Here is a 26004-nt window from a genome sequence, read left to right on the forward strand (position 1 = left end):
TCTGTCGCCATACTCCAGGTCAAGTTGCTACTGACCGGGAGCAGGCGAGGGTCATGCTGCAAGGTGATCTCCACGCCAGTAGCCAGGGCTGTACCTATATTGTGATAGCCAATACTTACGGTTGACCCAAAACACTGACTGACCGTAGTGCTATTAAGATCAATGACGACGAGCGGGCAATCAACAAGCGCTTCGGCTGCAAAGTCTACCTCGTAAGTGCTTTGCTGGTCGGTCACTTGTAGAAGGGTGTCCGCCGGGCAAGCCGCCCAGTAACCGCTGGGGGGAAGCACTTGAAGCAGGTAACTACCCGTATCAGGCAAGACGGAGCCATATTGACCAATGGCATTCGTGGTCGTCAACAATTCACGTTGATTGCTGGTGAGGCTAAGGTTCCAGTTTTCGAGAGGAGGAAATATGCTGTCTGTTTGACACTGGGCAGTAGTGTCCCAGCGTACGAATCCGCTAAGGGTACTGGTGCTAAGAAAGTCGAGGGAGTAGGCTAGTATTTCACGATAGCCAGTGAGTAATTTGGGTTCTGCACCTGGGGAAAGTGTTGCCACGATGGCATTGTTGGTGAATGCACCAGGCAATGAGGGGTAGCTGGTGACAGAAGCAATAGGTTCGGGAATATAAGGTGCAGAGAGCAGCGAACCATTTAACTGGTTAATACGAAAACCCAAGCCACTCAAATAGTCGGGGTAACCATCTTGGTTGAGGTCAAGGATAATACTTTGGGAGGAAACATTACCATTGTCGGCAAGGAGGATTGGCGCTCCGAAATGTTGTTCGATAGGGTCAAATAACGAGACGCCAATTTTTATTGCTGGTGTGGTGACACGTATTTTTAGGAGGAGATCAATATAACCATCATTGTTCCAATCGGTAGGAGATATTTCGAAAAGGCCCTCGTTTGGAGGGAGCGGTACGGTGTCCCAAGGGGCAAAAGTCAAAGGCTCAGTTGTGCCCGCAGCCCATTGAACAGTGGTTTCTGTTTGAGCAATAAGGTCGAGGTAACCATCAGCATTGACATCACTAGCCCAGTGGTACTGATCGAAATGTGGAGGGGGATTTAGCACCAGGTTAGGGAGTGAACTGGCGCTAAATTGGCCGGTAGTGGCCAAATCATTGCGCAATATATAGTATTCGTCATCATGGTTTTTCGTGAGCACATCCTGGTCGCCATCGTAATCCCAGTCACCGATGATAAATTGACCAGGAATTTCAGGAAGGTCTAGCCCCGTTTGTACGCCCGGCCCCCAACTACCATCTGCTTGCTGGAGGGTGTAAATGAGTTTTCGGTTACTGCCAGGGCCATAAATGTGTTCAAAACCGATAGCATCGAGTTTGTCATCGTTATTGAAATCTACAAATTCCTTGGGATAACCGTCGGCCGCTAAGCGATACATTAACTGAGGTGCTTCGAAAGTGCCATCAGCTGCCTGGGTTTGGCGATAGATGCCATCAAAGTGGGCACCCGAAGTGAAGACGTCTCCGAAGAAATAGAGGTCTAAATCACCATCGTTGTCCCAGTCTTCGGTGGCTAGTTTAGCAATATTAGTGGCTGCGGTATTTATAAGCTCAGGTGCAGAAAAGCTAAGGTCGGGGTTGCCACGCCGCTGAATGACAGCTCCGGTATAGGGGCCCCTGAGGGTAATAAGGTCGAGTTGATTGTCTTGGTTCAGGTCTTGAGCAATAAGGCGTTCTCCACTATAAAGGTCATCAATATAATATTCTTGGAAGCTGAAATTCCCAAGGTTTTCTTCCCAGAAATAGCGTGCATGGCCGCCGGAAGTACTTGTGCTGTCAGGATCGATTGCCAAAAACAAATCCTGATCACCATCCTGATTATAGTCGCCTGTGGTTACGCCAAGGACATCATTTTGGTGAAGCGCAAGGGTGAAATCACCAGTACCATTATCGTTTTTTAATAACCGCAGATAGGAGCGATCAAGGTTAGGCTCATCAGATTTTTCGTAGTTAATAATCAGGTCGGGGTAGCCATCGTTATCCAGGTCAGTAGCTTTTACTTCTCCATCCAGTATATACTTTATCGCGTCATCTACAATCGTTCGCGACTTTTGCGTAAAGCATAAACTACAGGTCTGTTCATAAAGGGTAAAGTAGATGTTTTCGTTGATGAAGTCTTCAATGTAGGGATCGTAGGAAATGAAACCGAGGTCTAAATCACCATCCATGTCGTAATCAAAAACCAGGAAATCGGAGGGATATTCAGGGGCGAAATCATCGAAAGCATCATAGAGCAGGGTGTAGACAAAATCCTGGCCATTGCCCTGGTTGCGATTAAGGTAAAATTTGCGGGTATTTCTGCGAAAGATGAGAATGTCTTCAAAGCCATCGTTGTCAAGGTCAGCAATCCGAAAAAACTGATTGTCCCAGACATCATCGCTAGTGCTTAGTTGGCCGCTAGTCGCAAAATTACCGCTACCATCGTTGGGCCAGAAAGGTTGTGCGCCCGCAGCAATGTTTCCCGGCACGAGATCTTGGTCGCCGTCATTGTCCATGTCGCCGAGAGCGAAATTGATCTCCAGTTCAGGAAGGTCCCACCAGGTTGTATCTCCAAAAGGTACAGGTGTACTAAAATTGCCATTGCCGTCCTGGTTGAAAAAAGCGAGATAAGAGCCATTGTATCCAAAGCGGTTGCCAATAAAATCCAGGTCACCATCATTATCTAAGTCCGCAAACTGAATGTCGGCAAGGTATTGATTGTCAAGAATGACTTGTACCTGATCGCGATAGAGTTGGGCGGATAAAACCAGGAACAAACTGCTGAAAAGAAGAGTAAGGAGTGATTTCATCATGGGGATCATTTTTCTTATTCTCAAAGATGCAATCAGTAGGGAGTTAAAAAAAGAACATTCTTTCTGAAAAAATCATAGTTAATTTTTCTTATTTAATTTATTATCAATAGTTTAGTGTAAAATAACTACAAAATGGCAAAGCCGTCTGCCTTTAGAATACTGTCTGTTTTAGATAATCGAGCGCAAAAAAAGCTGTTGACGTATTTGCAAAGTAAGTTTTTCTCGAACAGCAAGGAGTTGGCACCGCTATTCAAAGGCTGGCAGTCACTCAAGGGCAAACCGCTGGATAAGGAAATGATCTTTGCGAAAGCAAAACCCCAGCGGAAGTTCAATAAGCGCGATTGGTACCTGCTTGTAAGTCGTTTGCAGGCCGCTACGGAGTCCTTTCTGAGCATACGCCATTTTGAGGAAGACAAGGCCCAGCAGCAGTTGTCGCTTTTGCGGTCGTTACGCGAATTGCAGTTGCCTGCTTTTTTTGAACGGGTATTTCGACAGACAAAGAAAACTGCAAAAAAGGAGCAACGAGCCGAAGCCAGGCACCTCTTGTGGGAATACCAGCTGGAACTGGAATACTACGATTATATTGCCAGCCCCAAGCGGGGAGAGCGCACCAATTTGCAGGAAGTCACCGATAAACTGGATCACTTCTTTATGGCCGAGAAATTGAGGCACGCCTGTTTGGCACATAGCCGTTGGCTGGCCAACCAGGAAGAATATTCGATTCGCTACCTGGATGCAATCCTGGCTGATCTGGAAGACCGCCCGGAGCTGTTTAAAGTACCCGCCATTGTGATGTACGCCAGCTGCTATCAGGCCATTGCCGAAGGTGGTGAGGAAGAAGATTTCCGCCGTCTGCGCCGCGTGTTGGAGCATTTTAGAGACAATTTTCCAGCCGCAGAAATCAGGGATGTCTACTTATTGGCGATCAATTTTTGTATCCGCGCCATGAACCAGGGGCGGCCTGAATTTATAGCCGAAACCCAGGCCTTATACCAGGAAAGCCTCGCCGGAGGGTATTTATTGGAGGATGGCCAGCTACCTAGCAGTACGTTTACCAATATCGTCGCACTGGGGCTCAAGCTGGAAAATTATGCCGGCATTGCTACGTTTATCCAAACCTATGCCAAGGACCTGCCTGGTCCTGAGCGGGAGTCGGTGGTGTATTTCAACCTGGCTCGTCTCTATCATGCACAGGAGGAATACGAGGCTTCCTTGCGGGCTATTCTGCAAGTCGATACCAAGGAGCCTTTTCTATACTTGGGGGCTAAAAGTTTGCAAGTTCGTATTTTCGTAGAGCTGGAAGAATGGGATGCCCTCGATAGCCTACTCGATCAGCTACGCGTGTACCTTCAACGGAAAAGCGACCTTGGCTACCGTGGTGATAGCTACCGTCTGCTGCTGCATTTCTGTCGTCGGTTACGCCAGTTGATTCCCGGGGATCGGGCTGCTCGGCAGCAACTTCGGTCAGAAATTGTAGATGCTCCCAGTTTTGCGGAAAAGGAGTGGTTTTTAACGCGGGTTTTGGTTGATGGTTGATGGTTTTGAGGACTGTTTATTTCCAACTTCCGCTTTTGCCATGGGCATTCCTACGGAGCCCACTTCCGACTTTAACCTTATTTTATTGATGATTATTGAGGTGTACTCTATTTTGAATGTTAAAGTTACCATCTGGCCAATTTATCTAGGCAAGCAATAAACATTTCTACCCGATCTCCCTATCTTCGCCACAAACACCTGCAATGCACCTATATACTCCGAAATTCCGTTGGTTTTGGCTTCTGTTTTTTTCCTTAGGAAGCCTCTCGCTCACTGCCCAGGAAACCCTCTCCGTCTCCGTTCTCAATGGTACCGAAATTCGCTGTTACCCGGATAGCTTGGTGCGTATTGAAATAACACCCAACACAGACTTTGCTTTTACCGCTATCTTGGTGGATTGGGGAGATGGCAGTGCGCCTGTATCCATCATGCCCGGTGATGCACTTATTCTGGAACACGAGTATCCTATTGCTCAGTTTTTGGAGGATTGCTCCTACAATCAGTGTGGCCTGGCCAATGGCTTTTGCTTTACGCTAACTATTGATGCCCAATACGGCGGAGCCACCCAACCGGAAAATATCTCCAAGCGGCTGACTTTTCAATTTCCACCCCGGCCGAATTTCGCCGCCGATGATAACTTTATCTGTGTCGGCCAGGAGTTTTGTCTCGAAAATTTTACTTGTCCAGACAATGATGACAGCATGACCTTTCTCTGGACATTGCCTGATGGTACGACTTCTACCGAGGAAAGCCCTTGCTACACGTTTCCTGCTGCGGGTACTTATCCCATTATACTGGAAGCTACCAATGATTGTGGAACGGTAACGACTAATCGAAGCTTCACGGTCACGGCATTACCGATCGCTGCTGCAGTTTTAGATTCTGGCAGTGTTGCACTGGACAATGATATCTACTACGTCTGCCTGGAAGATGGCGGGAAAGTGAGGCTAAACGGTGATGCTTCGCAAAACGCGAATTCCTTCAATTGGAGCTTCACGCCAACGACGGGAGTGATATTTGTAACTGATATGAACAACGATACGACTTGTGTCAGATTCACCACGCCAGGAACTTTTACAGCGACACTAAGGGTCGATAATGGCTGTAATACGCCTGATGAAGTCAGCCTCAATATCGAAGTGTCTGGTCAGGATCAAGTTAGTCTCGATCCGCAGGAGGATGGTTGTCTTACCTTGGATTACTCGCCCTCTCCGCTGCTGCCAGGTATCATCTACACCCTTAATGGGACGACGTACGCCGATACTGATTTTCCCGTGACATTGACCACCAATACCGATCCCTACATCGTAACGGCCAGCTCGCCGCCGAGTTTTTGCCCGACGGTTATGGTCAGTGACACCTTTTATATTTTCGGCATTTCCATGCCAATGATTGCGCTGCCGCAACAGGATACAACCATCTGCCAGGATACCGTACAAATACTGCTGGCTGCTGAACCTCCTGGAGGCACTTGGTCTGTGGATAGCGGGCTGCCCTTGGTGCAAGAAAATGGAGAGCTCTATTTTCAAGCCAACCAGCCAAATGGCAGCTATCAGGTCACTTACTCGCTAGGTTTTGGTGCATGCGCCGGAGAAGCAATTCGCACAATCACCATCCAATCGCCAACCGTCACCACCGATGGGCCATGGACATTTTGCGAAGGTGGCCCACCGGAAACCCTCACGGCTACGCCCATCAATGGTACTTGGAGTGGAACGGGGATAACCGACCCAGTACTAGGTACTTTTGACCCTGGTACCCTAGCCCCTGGCATATATGATGTGTTTTACTCCTTCAATGATGCAAGCGCTACAGGCTGTACGGTAACTGTTGCCGATCAGGTGACGGTAGTGGCCTTACCCAGTGCCGTAGGCATCCCGGATACTTTCGCCATCTGTGCGGTTGATGTAGATTTGTCTTTGCCAGATTTGGCGGGAATTAGTTTCTCTCCGATAGGTGGAACACCGAATTGGGATGGCACAGGCGTTGTAGATGCCATTACAGGAATGTACAACCCAGCCAACGTAGGCGGCCCACTTGATACCATAATCGTAAGCTATACGGTTGACCCCGGTTGTGAGATCAGAGATACCTTTATCGTAACAATTGATGAGATCACACCAGTCGTCGCACAGGATGATTTGACCGTTTGTGACAACGAAAGCAACCCCATTCTGACAGCCACTCCTGCCGGCCAAGGACTATGGTCAGGAACGGGTATTGATCCCGTTACCGGCGAGGTGGACCTCACCCAGTTGATGCCAGGACAAACGTATACTTATCAATACACCATCAATCCTGGCTTCATGCCTTGTACCAATAGCGATGAGGTTGAATTGACTTTAGCCAGTGGAGCAGGGGTAAGCATCGCGCAAGATGAACTGTTTGTGTGTGATACGGCCAGCTTTGTGGTTTTACCAATGGGCAGCCCTAGCAACGGAGCTTGGGAAGGATTACCAGCGATAAGTAATGACACGCTTTTTTTGGGAATATTACCCACGGGCACCTATCCGCTTGGTTATGTTGCGCCTGATTTACCCGCAGCCTGTAATAGTGCTTTGCTAACCTTAACCTACACCGCCCAGCCCACCGTAGAAATAGTGAGCGATAGCACGGCCTGTGTGACTGTCGATTGCCTTCCTTTTGAAGCAGTAACAGGAGGCGCTAGTGTATTCTCCTGGGATTTTGGCGATGCAACAGGAAACACGGATCAGCAAACTTGCCATACTTATACCAGCGAAGGGCTTTACGAAGTAACCCTAACAGGCTTTTTATTGAACCCGGTGACAAACCAAGCCTACTGTGCTTCGGCCCCTGCTACTACTGAAGTAGATATCCTGGGCGCATTGAGTGATGTGGAAATAATCCCGTCAAACACAGCAGGCTGTCCCGACTATTTGGTCGATGTGATGCCTTCCGTGATTGATATCCGAAATACCTACACTTGGACTTTGGCGAGTATTACTGACAGTGTGGCTACAGGCCTAAATAATGTATTGTTACCCGCAACAGTCGAAGACACCATCTACCTTGGTTTGCTGACCACCACGAATGGCTGTGACACCCAATTGGATACCATCGAATTAACAGCCTTGGCACCGTTGCAAGCCCAGGTAGCTACGGATTTTGATTTCCCCTGTAGTGGGGAAACGGTGCAATTATACAACAACTCAACCGGAGTCATCGGCAACAACCCTCAATGGACGATTGACGGGGTGGTCTATAACGGTTTTGAGCCACCGGCTTTTCAGGTCTTTACCGATACCTTGCCCACCTCCATTTTTGTGACCTTGATCGATAGTAATGATTGTAATGCAGATACGGCCACTTATGTCATCGATGTCCAACCTACCGACGTACGTGCGAGAATGAACTACAGTAGCCCGGATGTATGTGTAGATGCTCCACTTGAGCTCATCAATATCTCTACACCGGGGGCTTTCGTTCGTTGGGTCACCAGCGATGGGAACCAGTACCTTGGGGATACCATTAGCCATGAGTTTAGTACTCCGGGGCCCGCTTGGGTGACCATCTTTGCGGAAGGATGTGGTTATGATAGCCTCAGGTATGACTTCACGGTGCTGCCCCGGCCCGAGTTGAGTCTCGATATTGTTGATTTTGCCTGTGCCGAGGAGCCGGTCACGTTTACCGTTGGTGGTAATGCCAGCGGGCAGTGGTTGTATTACGGCAATGGTGATAGTACTTTGCAGACCATTAGCCAGTATATTTATCCCCAGCCGGGAAGTTATGATATTCGTCTATTGGGCGCATCCACGGAAGGCTGTCTCGATTCTTTGGTTGATCAAATTGTAATCAATCCACTGCCGGAGGCATTGCTGCTACAACCCGATTCGGTGTGTGTAGGCGAGCCTGTCGCGTTGATCAGCTTGAGCATTGATGCGGAAAGCTGTACTTGGCAGTTAGCTGGCGGTGGTACCCGAGACGACTGTATCAGCAGCTATACCTTTGACAGCCCAGGCTTGAAAACCAACCAATTGGTGGTGACCTCCAACCTGGGATGCCGCGATAGTGTGAGTTTCCCTGTTTTTGTGCGCCCCACGCCGGTTGCGGCCTTCGATTATGTAGGCGATGACAATTGCTCGCCAGCGGTAGTACAGTTTGTTTACACTAATACAACACCAACGCCTACCAGCTGGAATTGGGACCTGGGAGATAATACTATCAGCAATGATATCAACCCCTTGCATGCCTATCCATTTGGGGGTACTTACCCGGTAACCTTGATTGTAGGCATTGACGGTATTTGTTTTGATACTGCTTTTCAGGAAGTACCCGTCCGAGGGACGCCAAGCTTTGATACCCTAACGCTTGATGAACGTTGCTTACCTACGGAGGCTTTTATCCTGGAAGTAAGCACCGACGAAGCTAATGAGATTACCCTCACAGGCGATAACTACTCCCAAGCCGGAATCAATCGTTTTGAGATTATCCCCGCAGGTGATTACACCTTGGAGATACTGGCCCCTAGTGGTTGTGATACAACGCTGTCGTTTACCGTCCCGGAGGTATTTCCGCTGACTGTGCAGCTCATGCCTGATACGACGATCCTTTTGGGTGCTTCGGTGCGAATAGTGAGTCAAGTAAATCAAGTGGACTTAATGCTGGATTGGTGGCCCATTGAAGGCCTGAGTGATACCAGTTTACTGGAACCCATCGCCATGCCAGGATCAACAACGACTTATTACCTTACCGTAAGCAACGGTGATTGTAGCGCGGTAGACACCGTCACCATTTTTGTAGATGAAGATGTGCAAGTCTATTTCCCAAATGTTTTCAGCCCCAACGGTGATGGCTTTAATGATTTGTATACCTTTTTCCCAACCCTTGGTGTCCAGGAAGTAGAATCCTTCCGATTGTTTAACCGCTGGGGTGGCTTGGTCTACGAAGTTATTGAACCACCACTTTTCCCATCCGGTATCAGTACCTGGAACGGAAACCTCAACGGAAAACCAGTCAATCCCGACACCTTCGTTTATGTCGCAGAATTGTTGCTGACCAATGGTAAGCGAGTACAGTATCGGGGGAGTGTGCATTTGGTGAGGTAGCCGCTGCTAAAACCTCAATAGAAAATCAATTGTCAATCCCATCCAACAAAACCTCTACCCATTCTGCTGCCATATCTTTAGCTACGTCTACATTTTTCTCCTCTATGCGTGCTTCATCATTAGGGCGAAGTAACCAAAGTGAGCGGGAATCTAATAATTTGATTTTCTGGTCATGGAGGATCATTTCAAAACGATGTTGTGCTCGGGTGGTAGAACCACTGCCGAGGGTGAGTGCCGCTACGTTTTTATCGGATAAATTGTGCGTTTTCGCAAAACGGGTGATGGCCCAGTCTGGTGACCAGTTGTAAGTGTTGGCACATAGCACATAAAGGTCATAATTGGTGGTCGTGTCTACGGCAGCCACGGTGCTTACTTCTACTCGCCAGTTGTATTGATTTAGCTTTTTTGCCATTGCTATACAGACTTGTTCGTCGAGGTTGTAGATAGGATCAGGGCTGTATACAATTAATGCCTTTTGTGTAGCTGTAGGCAATCCAAAGTTGAAGCGATAGGCTGGACCAGCGCGTTCTGTGAAAAGAGTGAGCAAGCCCCAAAAAATGGTGATCACCAATAACCATTTGAATATTTTCTTCATTATTTAGGTGTTTTAGAGGCTAAGACAGACAATTCCTCAGTATTATACCTCACCTCTACCGTATGAAACTCCCCATACACAAAAGCACCATCAGGGTAATGCCAAACGGCTTGGCCGTCATTCATTAGATAGAATTGATTGTTAGTTCCGAAGTATCGATAGCTGTTCACAGGGGTAGAAAAAGGCAGGTACTGATCAATGTTGATTTCTTTGCGATCATCTGATTTGAAATTGATGAGCTTGCCTTCTTCGTCAAAATGAAGGGTGGCGGAGATGCTTGTTCCTTGGTTGGTAAAAGTGGCACGACAACTGGTGGAATCTATAGACTCCCACTGGATGCGCGAATCAATCAATGCCGCCGGTGCAAAAAGGCACATGTCGTTGAAGAAAGTGACCGTTTCTGTTCGGAAAAGTTCTTCCGAATCAAGATCTACCACCGGGAAAAGCGATAAGACTTTGATAAGCATAGACGCTTGCTGATTCTGGTAAGCATGGTAGCCATAGGTAGGCAGGCCTTTTACATTGGCTTTCATGAAAAACAAGCGAGTAGGGTCGCTAAAGTCATTGAATTGCCGGGAAGTGAAGTTGAACCAATCATCGTCTTTATTCCGCATCCTCCCTCGGAAAGTGACGGCCATATTGTGTACTTTGGGTTGGCCAATAGCACCCGTGTATTGAATGTATCGTTGTACTGGAGCAGGTAGATGTACCAAGTCAGCAATCGTTAATAATTCGGAAGGGGAAGCTGTCGGCAATAGATGTTCTTTCACGTCTTGTAGGAATGATTGTTCAAAACGATGGCTACTAAATGCGACTACCGCAGCCAGTAGAATAACCACGTTGGCGATGGTTCCCCATTTAGCATCCTGCCAGGCCAGCAGAATTAATAGTTGAGAAACAGCAATAGCTCCAAATGCCCATAAGGGCCAAGAAGAGGAATGCCGAAATTGCAGTATTGCGGTAAGCCCCAACAACAAACTTGCCACTAGCCATAACAGACCACTCACTTTACTGATGGGTAATTGCAATTGCTCGATAGGAGCTAAAGAAAAGGCTTTAGCAAACCCTAATAAATGGATCAAACCATGGAGAAGGATCAAGAAAAATAGAAAATAACGCATCGCTAGCTGGTTTTGAATAAACCAAAGTTGGAGCTTTATTTTCTGCTTTTTGCTGACCCTGATCAACACGCATTTATGATATTTATCCCTTCAGGAAGAACTTTTAGCGTATTTTCCTACTTTCAACAACAACGATTAGCCCCATCCCCGGCCCTTCCCGTTGTTGTAAATGGCTTTGTTTCGGGATGTGTTTGAAAGGGAAAGGGAGACTTAATGCGCGAGGATGTTTAGGTTAGTTTTGCCATGGCTGAAATTCGTGAATTCAGTCTATAGGAAATGCTAGGTTCAGGCATATTTGATGCTACTAGCAAAACCAACCATCCAACCATCTAACAATCAACCAACAACCAACAATCCTATGCCACGTACCATTGATCATATCGTCTACGCTGTTTTTGACCTTGACCGTGCTATCGCTGATTTCACGGAGCAATTAGGCATTGCCCCCGTTTTTGGTGGCCGCCATGAAGGTCGGGGCACTAAAAATGCACTTTTGAACCTCGGAAACGGTTGCTACCTGGAGATTATCGCTATCGATGAATGGAACACCACCGTAAACCCACCCCGCTGGATGGGCTTAGATGTTTTAGAAAAGCCACAAATTACGCGCTGGTGCCTCAAGTCTGAAGACTTGGCCCAAGATCAGTCTGTTTTGAAAACGTACGATCCTGCAATGGGGGCACAATGGAATGGACAAAGAACCACCGCCAGCGGCGAGCAGCTCGCCTGGGAGATGCTGTTGCCTTTGCCAGAGCCGGAGGTAGAAATTGTGCCCTTTATGGTAGATTGGGGAGCTTCTGCTTTTCATCCTACCGAGCGCTTGGAGCCCAGTTGTGTATGGCAGGAAATCGTACTGCTTCATCCACACCCCAAATCTTTTCAGAAAGTGTTTAAGGAGCTGGATATTAATGTTATTGTCCAACAAGCGGAGGATGTAGCCATAAAACTTAGCATAACATCTCCTAATGGCAGTGTAATTATCTAGCTGCTAAGTTCAATGTTATTCCCGTAAACACTTGTGATGGGAATGTTAAAAAAGAGTGGTATTTTGTTGCCTAATACTACAACTCACGCTCACCTTTTAAGTTTATGAAACAACAACTCCCCACGGGAGCTCGCGCACTCGTTCTGGCTATGCAAACCCCCTCTCCTAAAGGGCATATCGGTATCCCTGTATTGATTTGGGGGCGCCCTGGAGTAGGTAAATCAAGTTTTGTAGAAGCCTTGGCCCAAGATGACTTTCCGGTATTGACACTTATCGCGTCTATCCATGACCCGACAGATTTCTCCGGACTGCCCGTTTTTACAGATGGCAAGGTGCATTATGCCCGACCAGAATGGTTGGACTATTTTGCAGAAAAACAACAAGGAATACTGTTTCTTGATGAGCTAACAACGGCTCCCCCAGCAGTACAAGCAGCTTTGCTAAGAGTCGTGTTGGAAAGAAAAGTGGGGTTTTTCCCATTGCCGGATCACGTAAGGGTGATTGCTGCCGCCAACCCACCTGATATGATGACCGGAGGATGGGACCTTAGTCCACCACTGCGTAATCGGTTTGTTCATCTCCAATGGGATTTACCAATGGAGGTTTACCTGGCAGGAATGACCAATGGCTTTGCGGAACCTGATTTGCCTATAATTCCAATTGCTCAACATCGAACCCTTATGGCTAATTGGAAGTTGAAGATTGCTGCGTTTTTACGGCAAATGCCTGATGCTCTGCACGGAGATATGGAAGAAAATGAATTCGCTTTTGCTAGTCCCCGAAGCTGGGAATACCTGGCTGCGTTGCTGGCTACCTGTGAAATAGAAGGAGAAGCACCAACGCCGGAGACTACCGCCAGTGCAGCTTGTTTGGACCTTGTTCGCGGATGTATCGGAGAAGGTTTGGCTGTCGCTTTTGTTTCGTTTTTACTAGAATTACGATTACCTGATCCTGAAGAAGTCCTTACTCAAAAGACGCAGATAGACTTGCCGCAGCTTAATGACAGTGAGGTTTTTGTTTTTTTTGGTGCCTTAGGGCATTATTTAGAGCGCTATTTCAACCAGGAGGAACTGGTGGATTTAGCAAAAGTATATTTCTCATTGGTTCAAATCGTATTTTCGGATGAACGTAGAGATGTAATCTATCCTAGCTTGAAACATATTTGCCAGAAAGGATTGTTGACAAAAACTTTGAGTCACGCACAAAGACGCTCAAGTGAAGATAAAGCAGTAGTACTGGCCGCTATTCAAGCGCTCTTTGTTGATGAAGGATTGAATGAATTCATTAGCGTTTTCGAATCATAAAAGGGCTATAGCAGTATGCAAAAAATCAGGAAATATCAGACCGAAGAGTCTATTCTTCGTTTTAGTCGAGCTTATGCTGCACAGCAGCTTCCCTGGTTTGCCCCTGCCCTTTATCGTTGTCGGATAGTGATAACAGAAAAGGTACCCATCGCCGCTATCGATCAACAGATGAACGTTTACTTCAATCCTTCCGTCGTTGTGAAAATTAGTGCATCTGAAAGAAAAAAGTCGCTCCGAGAGCTTGGCTTTTTGTGGATTCATGAAATAAGCCACATTTTACGACGCCACGCGGAACGGGCCAAAGAAAATGGCTTCTATCCGCAATTATGGAATATCGCTGCTGACTTTGAAATCAACGATAGTCATTGGGAGGGCTTATCTATGCCTGAGGATTTCCCAGGGTTACTCCCCAAAGATTACTTGCTGCCTAATGGTCAATTAGCAGAGAAATATTACAGCCTTTTGGGAAAGGAAGGAGGTAAAAGTGAACGGCTTCAAAGACTACTAGACTTAGTTATGGACGAAGGTAGCGGAGTGCACGGTCATTCTAGAATATGGGAACTGGCATCCACGCCTGAAGCGTCGAGTAAAAATGAGGTCAATGAGATGGTATTGTCATTGATCCGCAAAGAGGTCGCTGAGCAATTGAAACAAGCTCCGGGGAATATACCCGGAAATTGGCGACGATGGGTAAACGAAATTTTACAACCTAAGGTAGATTGGCGCAAGGTATTGCGGCACCGAGTGAAAATGGCGATACAACTGAGTGTAGGGGGCAGGCTAGATTATTCCTACCAGCGTTTTAGTCGCCGTCAATCGGCTTATCACCCCGTTTTTCTACCTAGCTTATCCGGAGATCTCGAAGCACAAATAGCAGTAGTGGTGGATACCTCCGGCTCCATGTCTGCCCAAATGTTAGGGCAAGCTACAGGGGAGGTTTGTGGTATCATGAAGCGGCTACGTGTACCCGTCACTGTTATCCCGTGTGACGCCAGGGCTTACGAGCCCATCCGGGTCAACACCTCTAGTGATCAAATAAAACTATATCAACTGAGCGGTGGTGGTGGAACAGATATGAATGCGGGGATAGAAGCAGCCCTAGCCTTACCGAAAAAACCAAATGTGATTATTGTACTAACAGATGGATTTACGCCTTGGCCGGTAAAACTCCCCGAAGTATCCTTGATCTTTGGAATTTTTCATCAGGGAAAAACATCCTTTCCAACACCTCCTATGCCTCCATTTAGTACATCCTCCGTCATCGGTATTGATTTGGCGAAGCTTTGATTATCATTATCCTTTTAAAAATCTCTCTGAATGACTCAAAATAATGAGAAGGTTGTTTCCGCTATTATCACTATCGAGATCGACAGTCATCCCTTTGATTATGAAGTTACCAGCAATATTCATGGAGAAGTGCAGCAGGTAAAAAGTCTTTTTTTAGAGTTACCAGAAGCTGCACAACGGTTGATGTTGGTTAAAGACCTGGAGGTCATCAGGCCTAAGATCGAAGCTTGGCGTAAATTGTTTCGTTTTTATGTAGCTGCACAATTGGTAGGAATGCGCAAAGGCGAAGATTTACAGCCACTGATAGAGGAGCTTGTCAAGTTGCGCCAGTCGGCCGGACTTTCGCCGAGAAATCATCATCTCAAAGATTTGACTGACCCCTGGAATAGGGCGTTTTGGAAAGAAAGCAGGTTGCTTCTGGCGGCCTACAATAAGGACAAGAAGGATAAGCGCTACGGTGCCTTGATGTTTCTCTTTCAGGATGAGGAGGAAGAAATATTGTTTAAGGTAATCAGACATCAATCAGAACATCCAACTTCGGCGGCTGAGGAGTTGTTACGGGCCAAAATCTCCATTTTATCCGATAAGAATAAGGCGGCAACCTACCGTGCCCTGAAGTCTTTTCCTAGTGAGGACACCCGAAGCTTTCTATTAAAGGCTTACGAAAAATTAGAAGGCGACGAGAGTAAAATGTTTTCATCCATACTCTACGGATTATCTGCTTATCAAGATGAGATGGTATATCAACTCATGCTGGACGCTTGGAAAAGTCTTGGAACAAAGCGCTGGCGATCCGCTCGTTTTTTCTTTGAAATATTCACGACTTACTCAAAGCCGGAAGTGACGGACATTGCGTGGCAAGGATTGACTAAATCCGACGCTACGCATTTAGCCTACAAGCTGCTAAAAAAAGAGGAAATTGATGATTTAGCAATTTTCGATCATCTTTGGCCAGTATTGAATGCAACTAAAGACCAAAGCAATTTTGAACGCCTTTTTGAGACCTTAAGCCAAATCTACACCAATGGAAACCCCTACCTACTCCCTACAGGGAATGAGATATTAGACTTGTATCAGAACTTTGTTCTTATACAACCGAATGTAAGTGCATATTCCAGTATAGCAATAATCTTGCACTGCGTTTACAACAACCAATTCCCTAAACGCTTGTACGAGATTTTCCAGGAAGATAGTATCCCGAAAAAGAAGTTTGCTTTAATGGTATCTGGTTATTTACTGGAATATAATGCTAAGGCATTACCTGTACCTGCAATGATAAAAAGGGTAAAGGAGCTGGTTACAGAGAACAATAGTCCCTTTTTCCATACCTCAATAAGCTTACTGAAAAATCTGGCGATTGCAGAGAACGACAAAAGGATAATTACTCACTTACTTGAGCTGCTAGACCACCAGGATCAGCAGCGTTTTAAATATATCATTAAAGCCATAAACGAGATAATGAGGAAGGTTGGATACGAAAAAGCGATTACCGATCCATTTGTCAAGTTATTGGAATCTCCCGAAATTGCGAAGGACTGGGAAAAGAGAAATGAGGTTCTCACGGCGCTGAAAATGTCATCAGATCCAGCTGTTTTTCTAATGTTGGAGCAGCGATTTTCTGTTCGAGTTCAAGATGGTTTTAGTCAGAACACTTCTACAGGTAAAGATTTTGCCACTTACCAAGCCTTAATGGAAGGCTTACATAAAAATATAAATACTCACCAAATTAAGCTAAAAAATAAACGACGATGGATGGTTCGCTGTAAGGATTGGTTATCAGCACTTGTGTATCAAAGGAAATCTTATCGAAATAAATAGTTTTAATGAATAAAGAACTAGATGAAACAGTACAGGCATTGATCACCTTTGAGATAGAAGGACACGCGATTGATTATGAGATAACTTCTAATATACACGGTGAAGTACAGCAGGTGAAAAATCTTTTTGGGGATATTCCTGTAGCTGCCCAAAAACTGATATTAGGCAAAGACTGGGAAGTAATAGCACCCAAAGCAGAAGGTTATCGACGGCTTTTTCGATACTTTGTTGCTGCTCAAATGTTGGAGCTCAGAAAAGGAGACGATTTGCAGCCAATAATGGATAAAATTACTCAGGCTCGTCAGAAAAATGGCTTGCCACCACGGCAAATTTTACTATCACAACTTACTGATATATGGTATGTTACATTTGCAGAATGTGTCCAGAATATTAGGCAATTCTATAATAATGGCAAGAATGCAAAGCTTGAATCACTTGAGTATTTGTTTTTAGGAAATCCGGAAAAACTACGTGTTGCTATTGAATATCATGGATCTTTTCGAACACCTGGTGTTGGAGAAATGATTCTAGATTGGATACCTGTACTTACAGATGAACAACGTTTTCAAGCATATAAATCGCTGAAAATTTACCCCCAAGCGGCAGCCAAAAAGTTGCTTTTAGCAGCCTATGAAGATAAAAACAACAATAGGGGAATAGAAAATATCATCATTGGACTTTCAGCCTATAAACACGACGATACGCACCGGCTTTTTCTCCAACACGCAAAGCGTACTTCTCTTAGTTATAACGAAAAAAAAGCTATCCTGGAAGCCCTTAGATATTCTGACAAAGAAGAGGTATTGGCTTTGGCTTGGAATAACTTATTGGATAAAGACCTTGGAGCACAAGCCTGTGATTTAATTAAAAAGCGAGGAGTAGAAGATCAGGAAATCGTTGATTATTTGATCACTGTTTTAGCACAAGACAATTGGGTGGAACATTTTCAAAGGGTCCTCTCGCTTTTTGCTAACCATCTAAATACTAGCAAACATCAACCTTCACCAATTTGGTTACTAGATTACCTGATTCGTTTTTTTGAATTAAAAAAATACAAGATCACGAGCTATTATGATCCTATCGTATCTTCCTTTTCCAAAATTTGCAGATACTATAACAATCAAGAGTTAGCGATAAAAATCAGTAGATGGGCACAAGATAGTTCAGAAAACGTCCACACTTTTGTTTTCCTTTTTTCGGAACTGATGCTGAAAAAAGAGGTCTTGTATCCGCTAGATCACGACTTGAAGCCTATTGTGAAAGCAGCAATTACAACAGAAGTTAGTCTACAACAGAAATATGCTATTATATTGGCGGGACGTTATGCACTAAGTGATCGCAGTACGGAATTTATTGATGATCTATTGCCTGTGTTAGCATCAAAAAACATAGATAATTCTTGGCTGGCTGCTGCCACAATCAACAAGATCATGCAGGAACTGGGTTTTGTAGACAAGGTTAGATATTCTTACGAAAAGCGGATGAATTCCCAGTCTAACCTTCGTCTTAATGCAATCCTTTCAGAAGGGTTAAAGCTAGCGGACCAGTAGTTTTCATTACCTCTCGCCCAGGCCATCTGTTGCCTCATATAGTCGACAAAAAGAAATTCAGCAACAATCGTAAGAAGGTGATTTAATAACCCACGCAGCTTTTCCTCTTCGCCACTGTCTTTGATGGAATTGGTTTACCTAATACGACTCATCATGTTCAAAAACTACCTCACCTTAGCTTGGCGAAACCTCAAGAAGCATAAGTTTTATACCCTGGTCAATATGCTCGGTTTAGCGCTTGGCCTCACTGCTTTCATCTATATATTTATGTATGTCGAAGATGAACTCAGCTACGATAAGTACCATCCTTTTGCCGAGCGAACTTATCGGGTAGATGCCGATGGCCTACTCGGAGATCAGGTGATTTCAACGGCTCAGGCGGGCGCGCCGATAGGCCCGACCATGAAAGCCGATTTCCCGGAAGTGGAAGCTTTTTGCCGTTTTCGCTTTTCTAGCGATCTTCATTGCTTGTATCGGCCTGGTAGGCTTGTCTACGTTTATTGCCCAGCAGCGAAGTAAGGAAATAAGTATTCGGAAAGTGCTGGGCGCATCAACCTCAGGGCTGGTGCATCTGTTGTCAAAAGACTTCATTAAACTTGTTTTCTATGCACTGGTGATAGCCATACCTCTTTCGTGGTGGGCCATGACCAAATGGCTGCAAAGCTTTGCCTATCGGATAGAGTTGAATTTGGAGGTATTCCTTTGGGCTGCCATCATCTCATTAACTATAGCCTTGCTTACGGTGAGTTTTCAGAGTATTCGAGCGGCCATCGCGAATCCGGTGGACAGCTTGCGAGGAGAGTAGTTTGAGTTGTGTTTTCTCTATAGAAGCCATGTCGTTATTCGTTGTTGTTCGCCATTGTCCGTTGCCCACGAAGGCGACGCATTCCGTATTGTACCAACAGCAATACCCCTAAACCAATCACGTAGGAAGCGATGAATAGCAGCCACTCGTAATCATCTTTTTGGAGCGCCTCGCGGCGGGATGCCAGCCCCCAAATATTGACCAGGCCTTTTTTGACGAAGAAACGGGATACAAGGGTAGAGGCACAAAGCCCAGCGAGATAGCCTACTGAGAGGTTAAGCGCTTCGGAGGCAAAAAAGGAAGAGAATTTTTGCATAGTAAAGTAGTTGAGACCGTAAAAGAACAAACCTTTGTTGAAAAGGCTAGGCAAGATAGATTTCTTTAGTGAATTTTAGTACTCAATGCTGTTTTCTGCTCGCAAACAAACACCAGCTTGCTAAGAGGGGTTTAAAGAATAAAGCCCTCAACCAATTCATGCAAAATCTTACTTTTAAAAACATTACCAGCCAGCATATTCAGGATTGTTTCATCAAGACTTACCAACAATTTACCGCGCTTCACGATCATCCTTTTTCTTTTGAGCAGCTTTCGCTGAAAAACTATACCATGCGGGCACAACCTGTGATTAATTGGGCTTTTTGGCACCGTGCTACTCGTCATTATAGGGTGCAAACGAGTGACCATTTGCAATTGCGAAAGTACATCAGAATGGAAGAATTGCCGGAAAATGTGCTGATAGGTTGGTTTGCCCATGAGCTGGGGCACATCATGGATTACCACAATCGCTCGGCGTTGAATTTGATCTCTTTTGTAGTACGCTATCTAGCTGTCCCCAATTACCGGATGGGAGCCGAACGCCGAGCTGATCTCTATGCTATCGACCATGGATTTGGCGATGCACTGATGGCCACCAAACGCTATATCCTGGAGCAGTCTAAATTGCCAGACCAGTACAAGCAACGAATTAAACGTTACTACCTTTCGCCCACGGAATTAGAAACCATCTTGAAAGAAAAGGAATCGGAATTAACCGAGGTACTTCAATAATTTAAGCATCATTTTCTCTTTCATCACTTTGGGGAACTTTATCTGCCCACCTTTTTTGTCTTTGCGTGCTTCCAGCCAGGAATAGATGTTGGTAGGGCGTACGGCCTTCACTCGTACTGCTTTGAGCGCTTTGGTCCGCGCAACCTTGTAATTTTTGTTGAGATCCTGTAGGATTTGATCTAGCTGCTGGGCGGCGTTTTTTTCGTCGATGACTTCGTTGGTGCCGAGCACCCACTGATGCAGGTATTCACCATTTTCCTTGATGGCAGCTACGGCAAACTCATTGATTTCGACGCTTATTTTATCTGACAATTCCTGTATTCCCTTGTTCAGTTTTTCTTCCGAAAGCTGGCTGCCTACAACGTTTAGGTAGTATTTGGTACGTCCACTAATGACGATTTCGTATTGCTCCAGATTGGTGAACTTAATGGTGTCGCCAATCATGTAGCGCCAAGATCCAGCAGGGGTACTGACGATCAAGGCATAATCTTGGCCTTCTTCTACTTGCCCCAAGTGCAGCACCTGTGGATCGTCAAGCAACTGGCCGGTTTCATCAAAACCACGTTCGTCAAAAGGGATGAACTCGTAAAAGATGCCGTGCTCAACAGCCAGCTGCATCGATAGGGTACCTGGCCGGGCCGTAAATGCAAAGAACCCTTCCGAAGCCAGGTAGGTATCCATGATGGTGAGCGGCTTGGCGAGCAACTTTTCGAAACTCTTACGGTGAGGGGCGAAGGCTACTCCGCCGCTGGCGTAAATGCTTAAATTAGGCCATAGGTCATGGATGGTATCCAATTGATGGACCTCTATGATTTTGATAATCATCATCCGTACCCAGGAGGGGATACCTGCAATAGCGACCACGTCCCAATCAGGTGCGGCCTCCGCGATAGCAGCTACGCGCTCGTCCCAGTCGCTGATTTGGGCAATTTCTTTGCCCGGTTTGTAAAAGCTATCAAACCAATCGGGAATGTTGAGCGAGTTGATCCCGCTGATTTCTCCTTCCAGGTGTTGCTTGTGCTCACTGAGGTCTGCCGAGCTACTGAGCATAAGCACATCCTTTTCGAAAAAGCCGGCAGGGAGGTCAAAATTTGCAAGCGATGCGATTTGGGATTGACCTACGGCACGAAAGCTGGCCAGCATGTCACCTGTGACAGGGATGCGTTTACTGGTTTTTCCGGTTGTACCACTACTCAAAGCAAAGTATTTGGGCTGGCCGGGCCAAGTGATATCAGGGAAATCTTGTTGTTGCTTCCACCAACGCTGATGGAGCTTTTTATAATCGTGTAAAGGAACTTGTTTTTGAAAGGAAGTGATGATATCCTCGGCGTCGAGGATTTGCTGAAACCCGTAGTACTTCCCAAAGGAAGTAGTTTTGGCCTGCTGTAGTAACTGTTGCAGTTGTATAGATTGTATCTGATGGGCATCTTCGGGCAAACCATTTAACTGGTTATTTATTTCGAGAGCCGTCTTGATTAAACTTCCAATGATTGGCATAGCAAAGGGGCGTTTACCTTTAATAACCGCTGGGTTTTCTTGGATGTTCGGTTGGTGTAAATATTGCAGTAAGATTGTATGTAGTGAGCAGCATACAAAGGATAATTTATAGAAGCACTTGGTGTTTCTTTTGTAAAAACAGTGTAATCACATGTCAATATTTTTAACTAAATTGAGCAAGTATTTTGAGAACACCAAACACCATGTTTTATGGCAGATACCAATGCCCAAGCAAAGAGCCTTTTGCTGGATACCCAATTGATAGTCACCAATAAGTTTACTGTTTTTGCAAGTGATGATGCGGTCGATAAAACCAAGTTAGAAACGCTGCAAAAGAAAGCTGATGAACAAATTCAGCAGTTCAAACAACCAGAGGTATGGCTCAAACAAGTAGAAATTGACCGCACAAAGGTTTTTTCTTGCCTATTAGCCATCAACGAGGTAAGTGTACCTCAAATAGATGACCTCACCGCCCAAGTAGATGTTTTGATTGTGATTCTACAGGAAGCATTGGTCAATTCGGCAGACAATGCTGATGCTGGCCGCTCAGATAAAACGGAGGCCGGCCCCAACCGCAACCAAGAAGCATTGGAGGGCTTGCAAAATATCCGACGCAAGACGCTGGGCCGATTTCAATTCTTTATGGCACGGGGGATAGATTTAGCAACGAATGCCGATTTTCAGGAACTACGAAAAAGACAAGTCCCCCTACGGGATAACTATACAAAGAAGCTACGAGATGAATCGGTGCTGGCTGATGAAATTGATGTGATGCTGCTCAATGGATTTGCAGATGCTTTTCAGGCCTCAGAAGAATTGGCTCCTTTCTTTAAGCACTATGGAGAACTTAGTGATTTTATTGAGCAACGTTGCCCACTACCAACAGCGTAATTAATGGCTTTGTGCACACCCCGTTTTCTCCATCAATTGATCCTTCCTTTTATGAATAAGATTATCGTTTTGTTACTGCTCCTATGCGGGCAACTTCAGGCACAGAGTTTATTGCAAGATGCCAAGTTGTTGGCCAATGCCAGCCGTGTTTTGGCTGATTCTACAGCAAGTAGGGACGCTCACGCCCAGGCGTTGGGAGAACTCACCGCTGTTTTGTGGTTTTATAATAATGATCGTCGCAGCCCGGTTGCTGTTCCGGAGGTAACACAAGTGCTAAAAAGCTACCAAAACAATAATACAATCAGTTCTTTGATTGGCGGATTGACGGGTTTGAAGGGCGATATCACCCCTGTCTTTCATCAAAGTTTTCGGGCAACAACAGATAGCCTGAGGGCTGGCCCACGTAAGCAAATTCTACAGCTGTTGTATGCTGAACAAGCTATTGATCCAGCAGAATATTTGTCTTTAATGAAGACGATGAGAGAGTACCAGGAACCTCCACTAGATGCAATCTCAGCCTTGCAAGCACCAGCGCAAGCCAAGCAGGAAAGCGGTGGCGCAGGAATTGGCTTGTTTAACGAAGCGGCTATTATCCGTGGTTTGTTTTCCTTCCTGGTGGAGCGAGCAGGGGAGGAGCTGGTCGTGACTTTCTTGGATCGCCTGCTGGGCAAGGAAATGCCGACGGTCGCTAAGCTATTCCCGACGGTGATCACCTTGTATGGTAGTACCGATTATGCTTATTCTGATTCTTTTCTGGCGAGTTTGCGCGATGCCTTCCTCCAGGATTTGCAGCTCCTGGATGTACGCTTGCCGGAGTTGTTGCTGACCGATGACCTGTTTTCGGAATTGCAGGCCGATCCAGTGTTTTACTCCATGCTTACCGTTTATAGCGTTGTTGCGATCACCAAAGAGGGCAATGTACCTATTGAAGAAACGATTCCGCTAGTCTCTCGCAACTTGTACAAACGCTACCAGGATACGGAGAAACAGCGCAACCTTTTGCTAGCCGATACTGCCAATGAATCACCTGAATACCAAGCGGTAATCACCGCTGTGCAAGCAGTAGTAGACCAATGCAAAGACATCTACGGAGATATAGAAGTAGCAGAAACAGATATGAACGAGCGGGCACTGAATTTTGTCTTCAATCCGGATGTTCCTGGTGGTTTACGTATGAAGTTGTCGAAGTCTGCGGAACTTTCGGAGGCGAATGGTAAACGCTTCTCAAGCGTTTTTAAAGCACCAGCTAAAGGAGGTTATGACCTGGCCTTTGTGCCTAGTTTGTTGGGGGGGACCTTGCCACCTTCTTTGGTGGCGACAATTGGGACGCTCAAATCTTACGATAAATACTTCAGCGAACCTGTAAGTCCACAGAATCGGCGTGCTGCCGGCTTGGCACTGTCTCGCCGTTTGGCTGGTGAAGAGTTTGGGACGACTACCCTCGACCAGTATTTTATGGAATGGCGGGATAATTTGATCGCTTATGACAATAGCTTGCAGGAAGCGGAACTGGCCGCTAAAACCTCGGGGAACCTGCTGAGTGCAAGGCGACAAAGCCTGCAATTGGCACAACTGACGCTGGAAAACACCCTGCAAACCGCCAGCACTCAATGGCAAGGTAAATTAGAGGCCGACGAAGCAGGAGCCTTACAGGTTCTAGATAACATTGTAAAAAACCTGGCGGTAACCATGCCGGGAGCGAATGATTCCGACATACAGCGAATCATTAAGCAGGAAGAAATCTTGGCAGCAGTAAAAGACCGACTGGTAGCGCTGCATACTCGGATTGAGGCCAGGGTAGGTGCTGCGGCACTGGCGCCTGATCCGGTAGCCAGCTACATGAATGCCAGTATTAGCACCAAACAGTTGCAAAGTATTGAAGACAAGAGTATACAATTGGGTCAAGACCTTGAGACCCTGCGCAAGGCGCTGAAAGCCTTGGACAACAGCTACGCAAGCAACCTCAGCAGGAGCCACGAAAACACACAGCCCTTGCTGCAGATGGGCGAGGTGTTGAGTCACTTGTTTTACCTTTTGCGCTCGGATGCTCCTGATAGTGCGGCCCAGCATTTTATAGATATGCGGCAGTTGCAAAGCTTGATGCTCGATGGGCCACAGCGGTCGGCTTTTCTGGGACTGATGGAGCAAGAATTGGGGCATATTGAGCGTATTGGGACTTTCTCGCGTGACGGGTTGTCGTTTTTGGTGCAAGCTACCGTGCAGGACCTTAATTTGCTGCCTACCCGGGTGAATGCGGTACCTGATTCGTTGAAGTTTTACCAGGAATCGTCTTTTGTGATCAACACCCTGAACCGGCTGTTGGAGACGCCGCTGTTGGTAGATCCACTTCAGCCGGATTCTGTGTATGCCCTTACCCAAAAATGGGCAGGCTTGGCACAGGTGCCGGAGATCAGTCAGAATGTATTGGATTTGGTGTTTTACATCAGTACGAAGAATTATCGCCAAGCCATCAACAAAACCCTGGAAGCCACCATCCGTTTGACGGAAGAATTTCAGACCACGCTACCTGATAACCCTAATGTTCAGCAGCGAGGTCTGGTACACTTTTTACAACAATACGGCGGCTTTATAGGCGGTATGGTTGATGCAGATTCCGCAAGCCAGGTACAAGCGCTGCTGAACGCTTTTGCCGACCCTCCGGGCAGCTCACGCGTGAAACGGCAGCTCCCCTTTACGGCTGGTGTCAACGCTTATGTGGGCGGCCTTTTTGGACAGGAAACGCTGAGCGGCAATGCGAAGGCATCGGAAACGACTTTTAATACGTTGGCACCGACGATGCCGGTAGGGATAAGCTTTAGTTTCTTGCTGGGTAAGAAGTATGCAGCTAATCGCCCGTCGTTTAGCCTGTTTTTCTCGGTGATTGACCTGGGCAGTCTGGCGACCTTCAACCTCAGTGAAGACTTGGCGGGGGATAATCAACTGACTTTTCGGAATGTCTTGAAGCCCGGCTTTCAGTTGCAGTGGAACATTCCTAAATCACCATTTTATCTGGGTACGGGCTACCAGTTTGGCCCTCATTACCGCCAGTTTGATGGAGAATTGTTGGAGCAGCGTTCCTGGCGGTATTTTGTGAGTTTTGGGATTGATATTGTGATAAAGCGGCTTTATTAGAAGTCGGAGGTGGGAAGTCGGAAGTCGGAAGTATGGGGCATGCGAAAAAATAAGGAGAAGTAATGGAACGCAAGATCGAAATACCTCTTAGTAAAGTGAAAATTGGATTACTTTTCATTGGAGTAATAATCCGTTACTAAATGGTTTGGGACATTTCCACTTGTCCTTTTGTGTTCTGGCTGCGTTAATATTCCCAAACCACTTAGTGCCAGGTATAATAGTTGCTGCGAATGCTTCTGCTTTTGCCTAAATAGTAGTGCGACCTCATCCGAGGTCGTATCCCTCCGTTTTTCTGTAGCTGCCAATATTTGATCTCTCCGAGGTCGAAGGAATTGAAAGATGGGCTGAAACTACCAATGTGGCACCTCTCCGAGGTAGAACTGCTCATGTTAGTTTCCGAACTAACATGAAGTATCCTGCTGGTCCCCTGACCAGCATTTAGGGCGGCCGTTTTCGCTCGTCAGGCGCCGCGGACGACTTCCTACGGGTGGCTCCCGGCTACCGTGGGCGCTAGAGGCGTTTGGGGGTAATGACGTAGGTAGAACCGACGC

The 26004-nt window shown here is 46.2% G+C and carries 17 protein-coding genes; 12 read left to right on the forward strand and 5 right to left on the reverse strand.

The features are described 5' to 3' along the window. On the reverse strand, positions 1-2819 hold a 2819-nt coding region (locus tag ACRBG0_RS24990; protein WP_431489561.1), incomplete at its 3' end, for an FG-GAP repeat domain-containing protein. 132 nt (positions 2820-2951) lie between these two features. Here ACRBG0_RS24990 and ACRBG0_RS24995 point away from each other — a divergent pair. Beyond that, positions 2952-4355 carry a hypothetical protein gene (locus tag ACRBG0_RS24995; RefSeq protein ID WP_431489562.1) on the forward strand — a complete coding sequence of 468 codons (1404 nt, stop codon included), beginning with the start codon at positions 2952-2954 and terminating at the stop codon, positions 4353-4355. 203 nt (positions 4356-4558) lie between these two features. Beyond that, the gene (locus ACRBG0_RS25000) at positions 4559-9421 is read left to right on the forward strand and encodes a PKD domain-containing protein (RefSeq protein ID WP_431489563.1); all 4863 of its coding nucleotides are present in this window, start codon (positions 4559-4561) and stop codon (positions 9419-9421) included. Between the two features lie 25 nt (positions 9422-9446). On the opposite strand, the gene ACRBG0_RS25005 is transcribed toward ACRBG0_RS25000, so the two are convergent. Both ACRBG0_RS25005 and ACRBG0_RS25010 read right to left on the reverse strand, forming a co-directional pair. Continuing rightward, a complete protein-coding gene (locus tag ACRBG0_RS25005; protein ID WP_431489564.1) occupies positions 9447-10016 on the reverse strand; it encodes a hypothetical protein in 570 nt (189 codons plus the stop codon). Continuing rightward, complete coding sequence (locus ACRBG0_RS25010) at positions 10016-11137, reverse strand: DUF6544 family protein (RefSeq protein ID WP_431489565.1); 1122 nt, start codon at positions 11135-11137, stop codon at positions 10016-10018. The genes ACRBG0_RS25005 and ACRBG0_RS25010 overlap by 1 nt, the downstream gene beginning before the upstream one ends. Positions 11138-11495: 358 nt before the next feature. Between ACRBG0_RS25010 and ACRBG0_RS25015 the strand changes: the two genes are divergently transcribed. The 7 genes from ACRBG0_RS25015 (at position 11496) to ACRBG0_RS25045 (ending at position 18886) form a co-directional block, all read left to right on the forward strand. Continuing rightward, on the forward strand, positions 11496-12122 hold the full coding sequence (locus tag ACRBG0_RS25015; protein ID WP_431489566.1) for a VOC family protein: 627 nt from the start codon (positions 11496-11498) through the stop codon (positions 12120-12122). Positions 12123-12226: 104 nt separating this feature from the next. Further along, a complete protein-coding gene (locus ACRBG0_RS25020) occupies positions 12227-13426 on the forward strand; it encodes an AAA family ATPase (RefSeq protein ID WP_431489567.1) in 1200 nt (399 codons plus the stop codon). A 15-nt stretch (positions 13427-13441) separates the two neighbouring features. Then, positions 13442-14713: a vWA domain-containing protein gene (locus ACRBG0_RS25025; RefSeq protein WP_431489568.1), complete on the forward strand. Its 1272-nt coding sequence runs from the start codon at positions 13442-13444 to the stop codon at positions 14711-14713. Between the two features lie 30 nt (positions 14714-14743). Further along, positions 14744-16531, forward strand: coding sequence for a hypothetical protein (locus ACRBG0_RS25030; RefSeq protein ID WP_431489569.1), 1788 nt, complete (start codon positions 14744-14746; stop codon positions 16529-16531). 5 nt (positions 16532-16536) lie between these two features. Beyond that, positions 16537-18081, forward strand: a complete 1545-nt coding sequence (locus tag ACRBG0_RS25035) for a hypothetical protein (protein ID WP_431489570.1) — start codon at positions 16537-16539, stop codon at positions 18079-18081. 153 nt (positions 18082-18234) lie between these two features. Further along, positions 18235-18600 (forward strand): ABC transporter permease, encoded by a 366-nt coding sequence (locus ACRBG0_RS25040; protein WP_431489571.1) that lies wholly within the window; start codon positions 18235-18237, stop codon positions 18598-18600. Then, positions 18569-18886 carry an ABC transporter permease gene (locus ACRBG0_RS25045; protein ID WP_431489572.1) on the forward strand — a complete coding sequence of 106 codons (318 nt, stop codon included), beginning with the start codon at positions 18569-18571 and terminating at the stop codon, positions 18884-18886. The genes ACRBG0_RS25040 and ACRBG0_RS25045 overlap by 32 nt, the downstream gene beginning before the upstream one ends. Before the next feature lie 34 nt (positions 18887-18920). On the opposite strand, the gene ACRBG0_RS25050 is transcribed toward ACRBG0_RS25045, so the two are convergent. Further along, the gene (locus tag ACRBG0_RS25050; RefSeq protein ID WP_431489573.1) at positions 18921-19202 is read right to left on the reverse strand and encodes a hypothetical protein; all 282 of its coding nucleotides are present in this window, start codon (positions 19200-19202) and stop codon (positions 18921-18923) included. Positions 19203-19360: 158 nt separating this feature from the next. Between ACRBG0_RS25050 and ACRBG0_RS25055 the strand changes: the two genes are divergently transcribed. Further along, positions 19361-19933 carry a hypothetical protein gene (locus ACRBG0_RS25055; protein WP_431489574.1) on the forward strand — a complete coding sequence of 191 codons (573 nt, stop codon included), beginning with the start codon at positions 19361-19363 and terminating at the stop codon, positions 19931-19933. On the opposite strand, the gene ACRBG0_RS25060 is transcribed toward ACRBG0_RS25055, so the two are convergent. Continuing rightward, positions 19913-21430, reverse strand: coding sequence for a GH3 family domain-containing protein (locus tag ACRBG0_RS25060; RefSeq protein WP_431489575.1), 1518 nt, complete (start codon positions 21428-21430; stop codon positions 19913-19915). The genes ACRBG0_RS25055 and ACRBG0_RS25060 overlap by 21 nt on opposite strands. A gap of 210 nt (positions 21431-21640) precedes the next feature. Between ACRBG0_RS25060 and ACRBG0_RS25065 the strand changes: the two genes are divergently transcribed. Both ACRBG0_RS25065 and ACRBG0_RS25070 read left to right on the forward strand, forming a co-directional pair. Then, on the forward strand, positions 21641-22321 hold the full coding sequence (locus ACRBG0_RS25065) for a hypothetical protein (protein WP_431489576.1): 681 nt from the start codon (positions 21641-21643) through the stop codon (positions 22319-22321). 51 nt (positions 22322-22372) lie between these two features. After that, positions 22373-25453, forward strand: coding sequence for a hypothetical protein (locus ACRBG0_RS25070; protein ID WP_431489577.1), 3081 nt, complete (start codon positions 22373-22375; stop codon positions 25451-25453). Positions 25454-26004 lie beyond the last annotated feature (551 nt).

Origin of the sequence: Lewinella sp. (assembly GCF_050633125.1) — a bacterium.
Classification (GTDB): Bacteria; Bacteroidota; Bacteroidia; order Chitinophagales; family Saprospiraceae; genus Lewinella.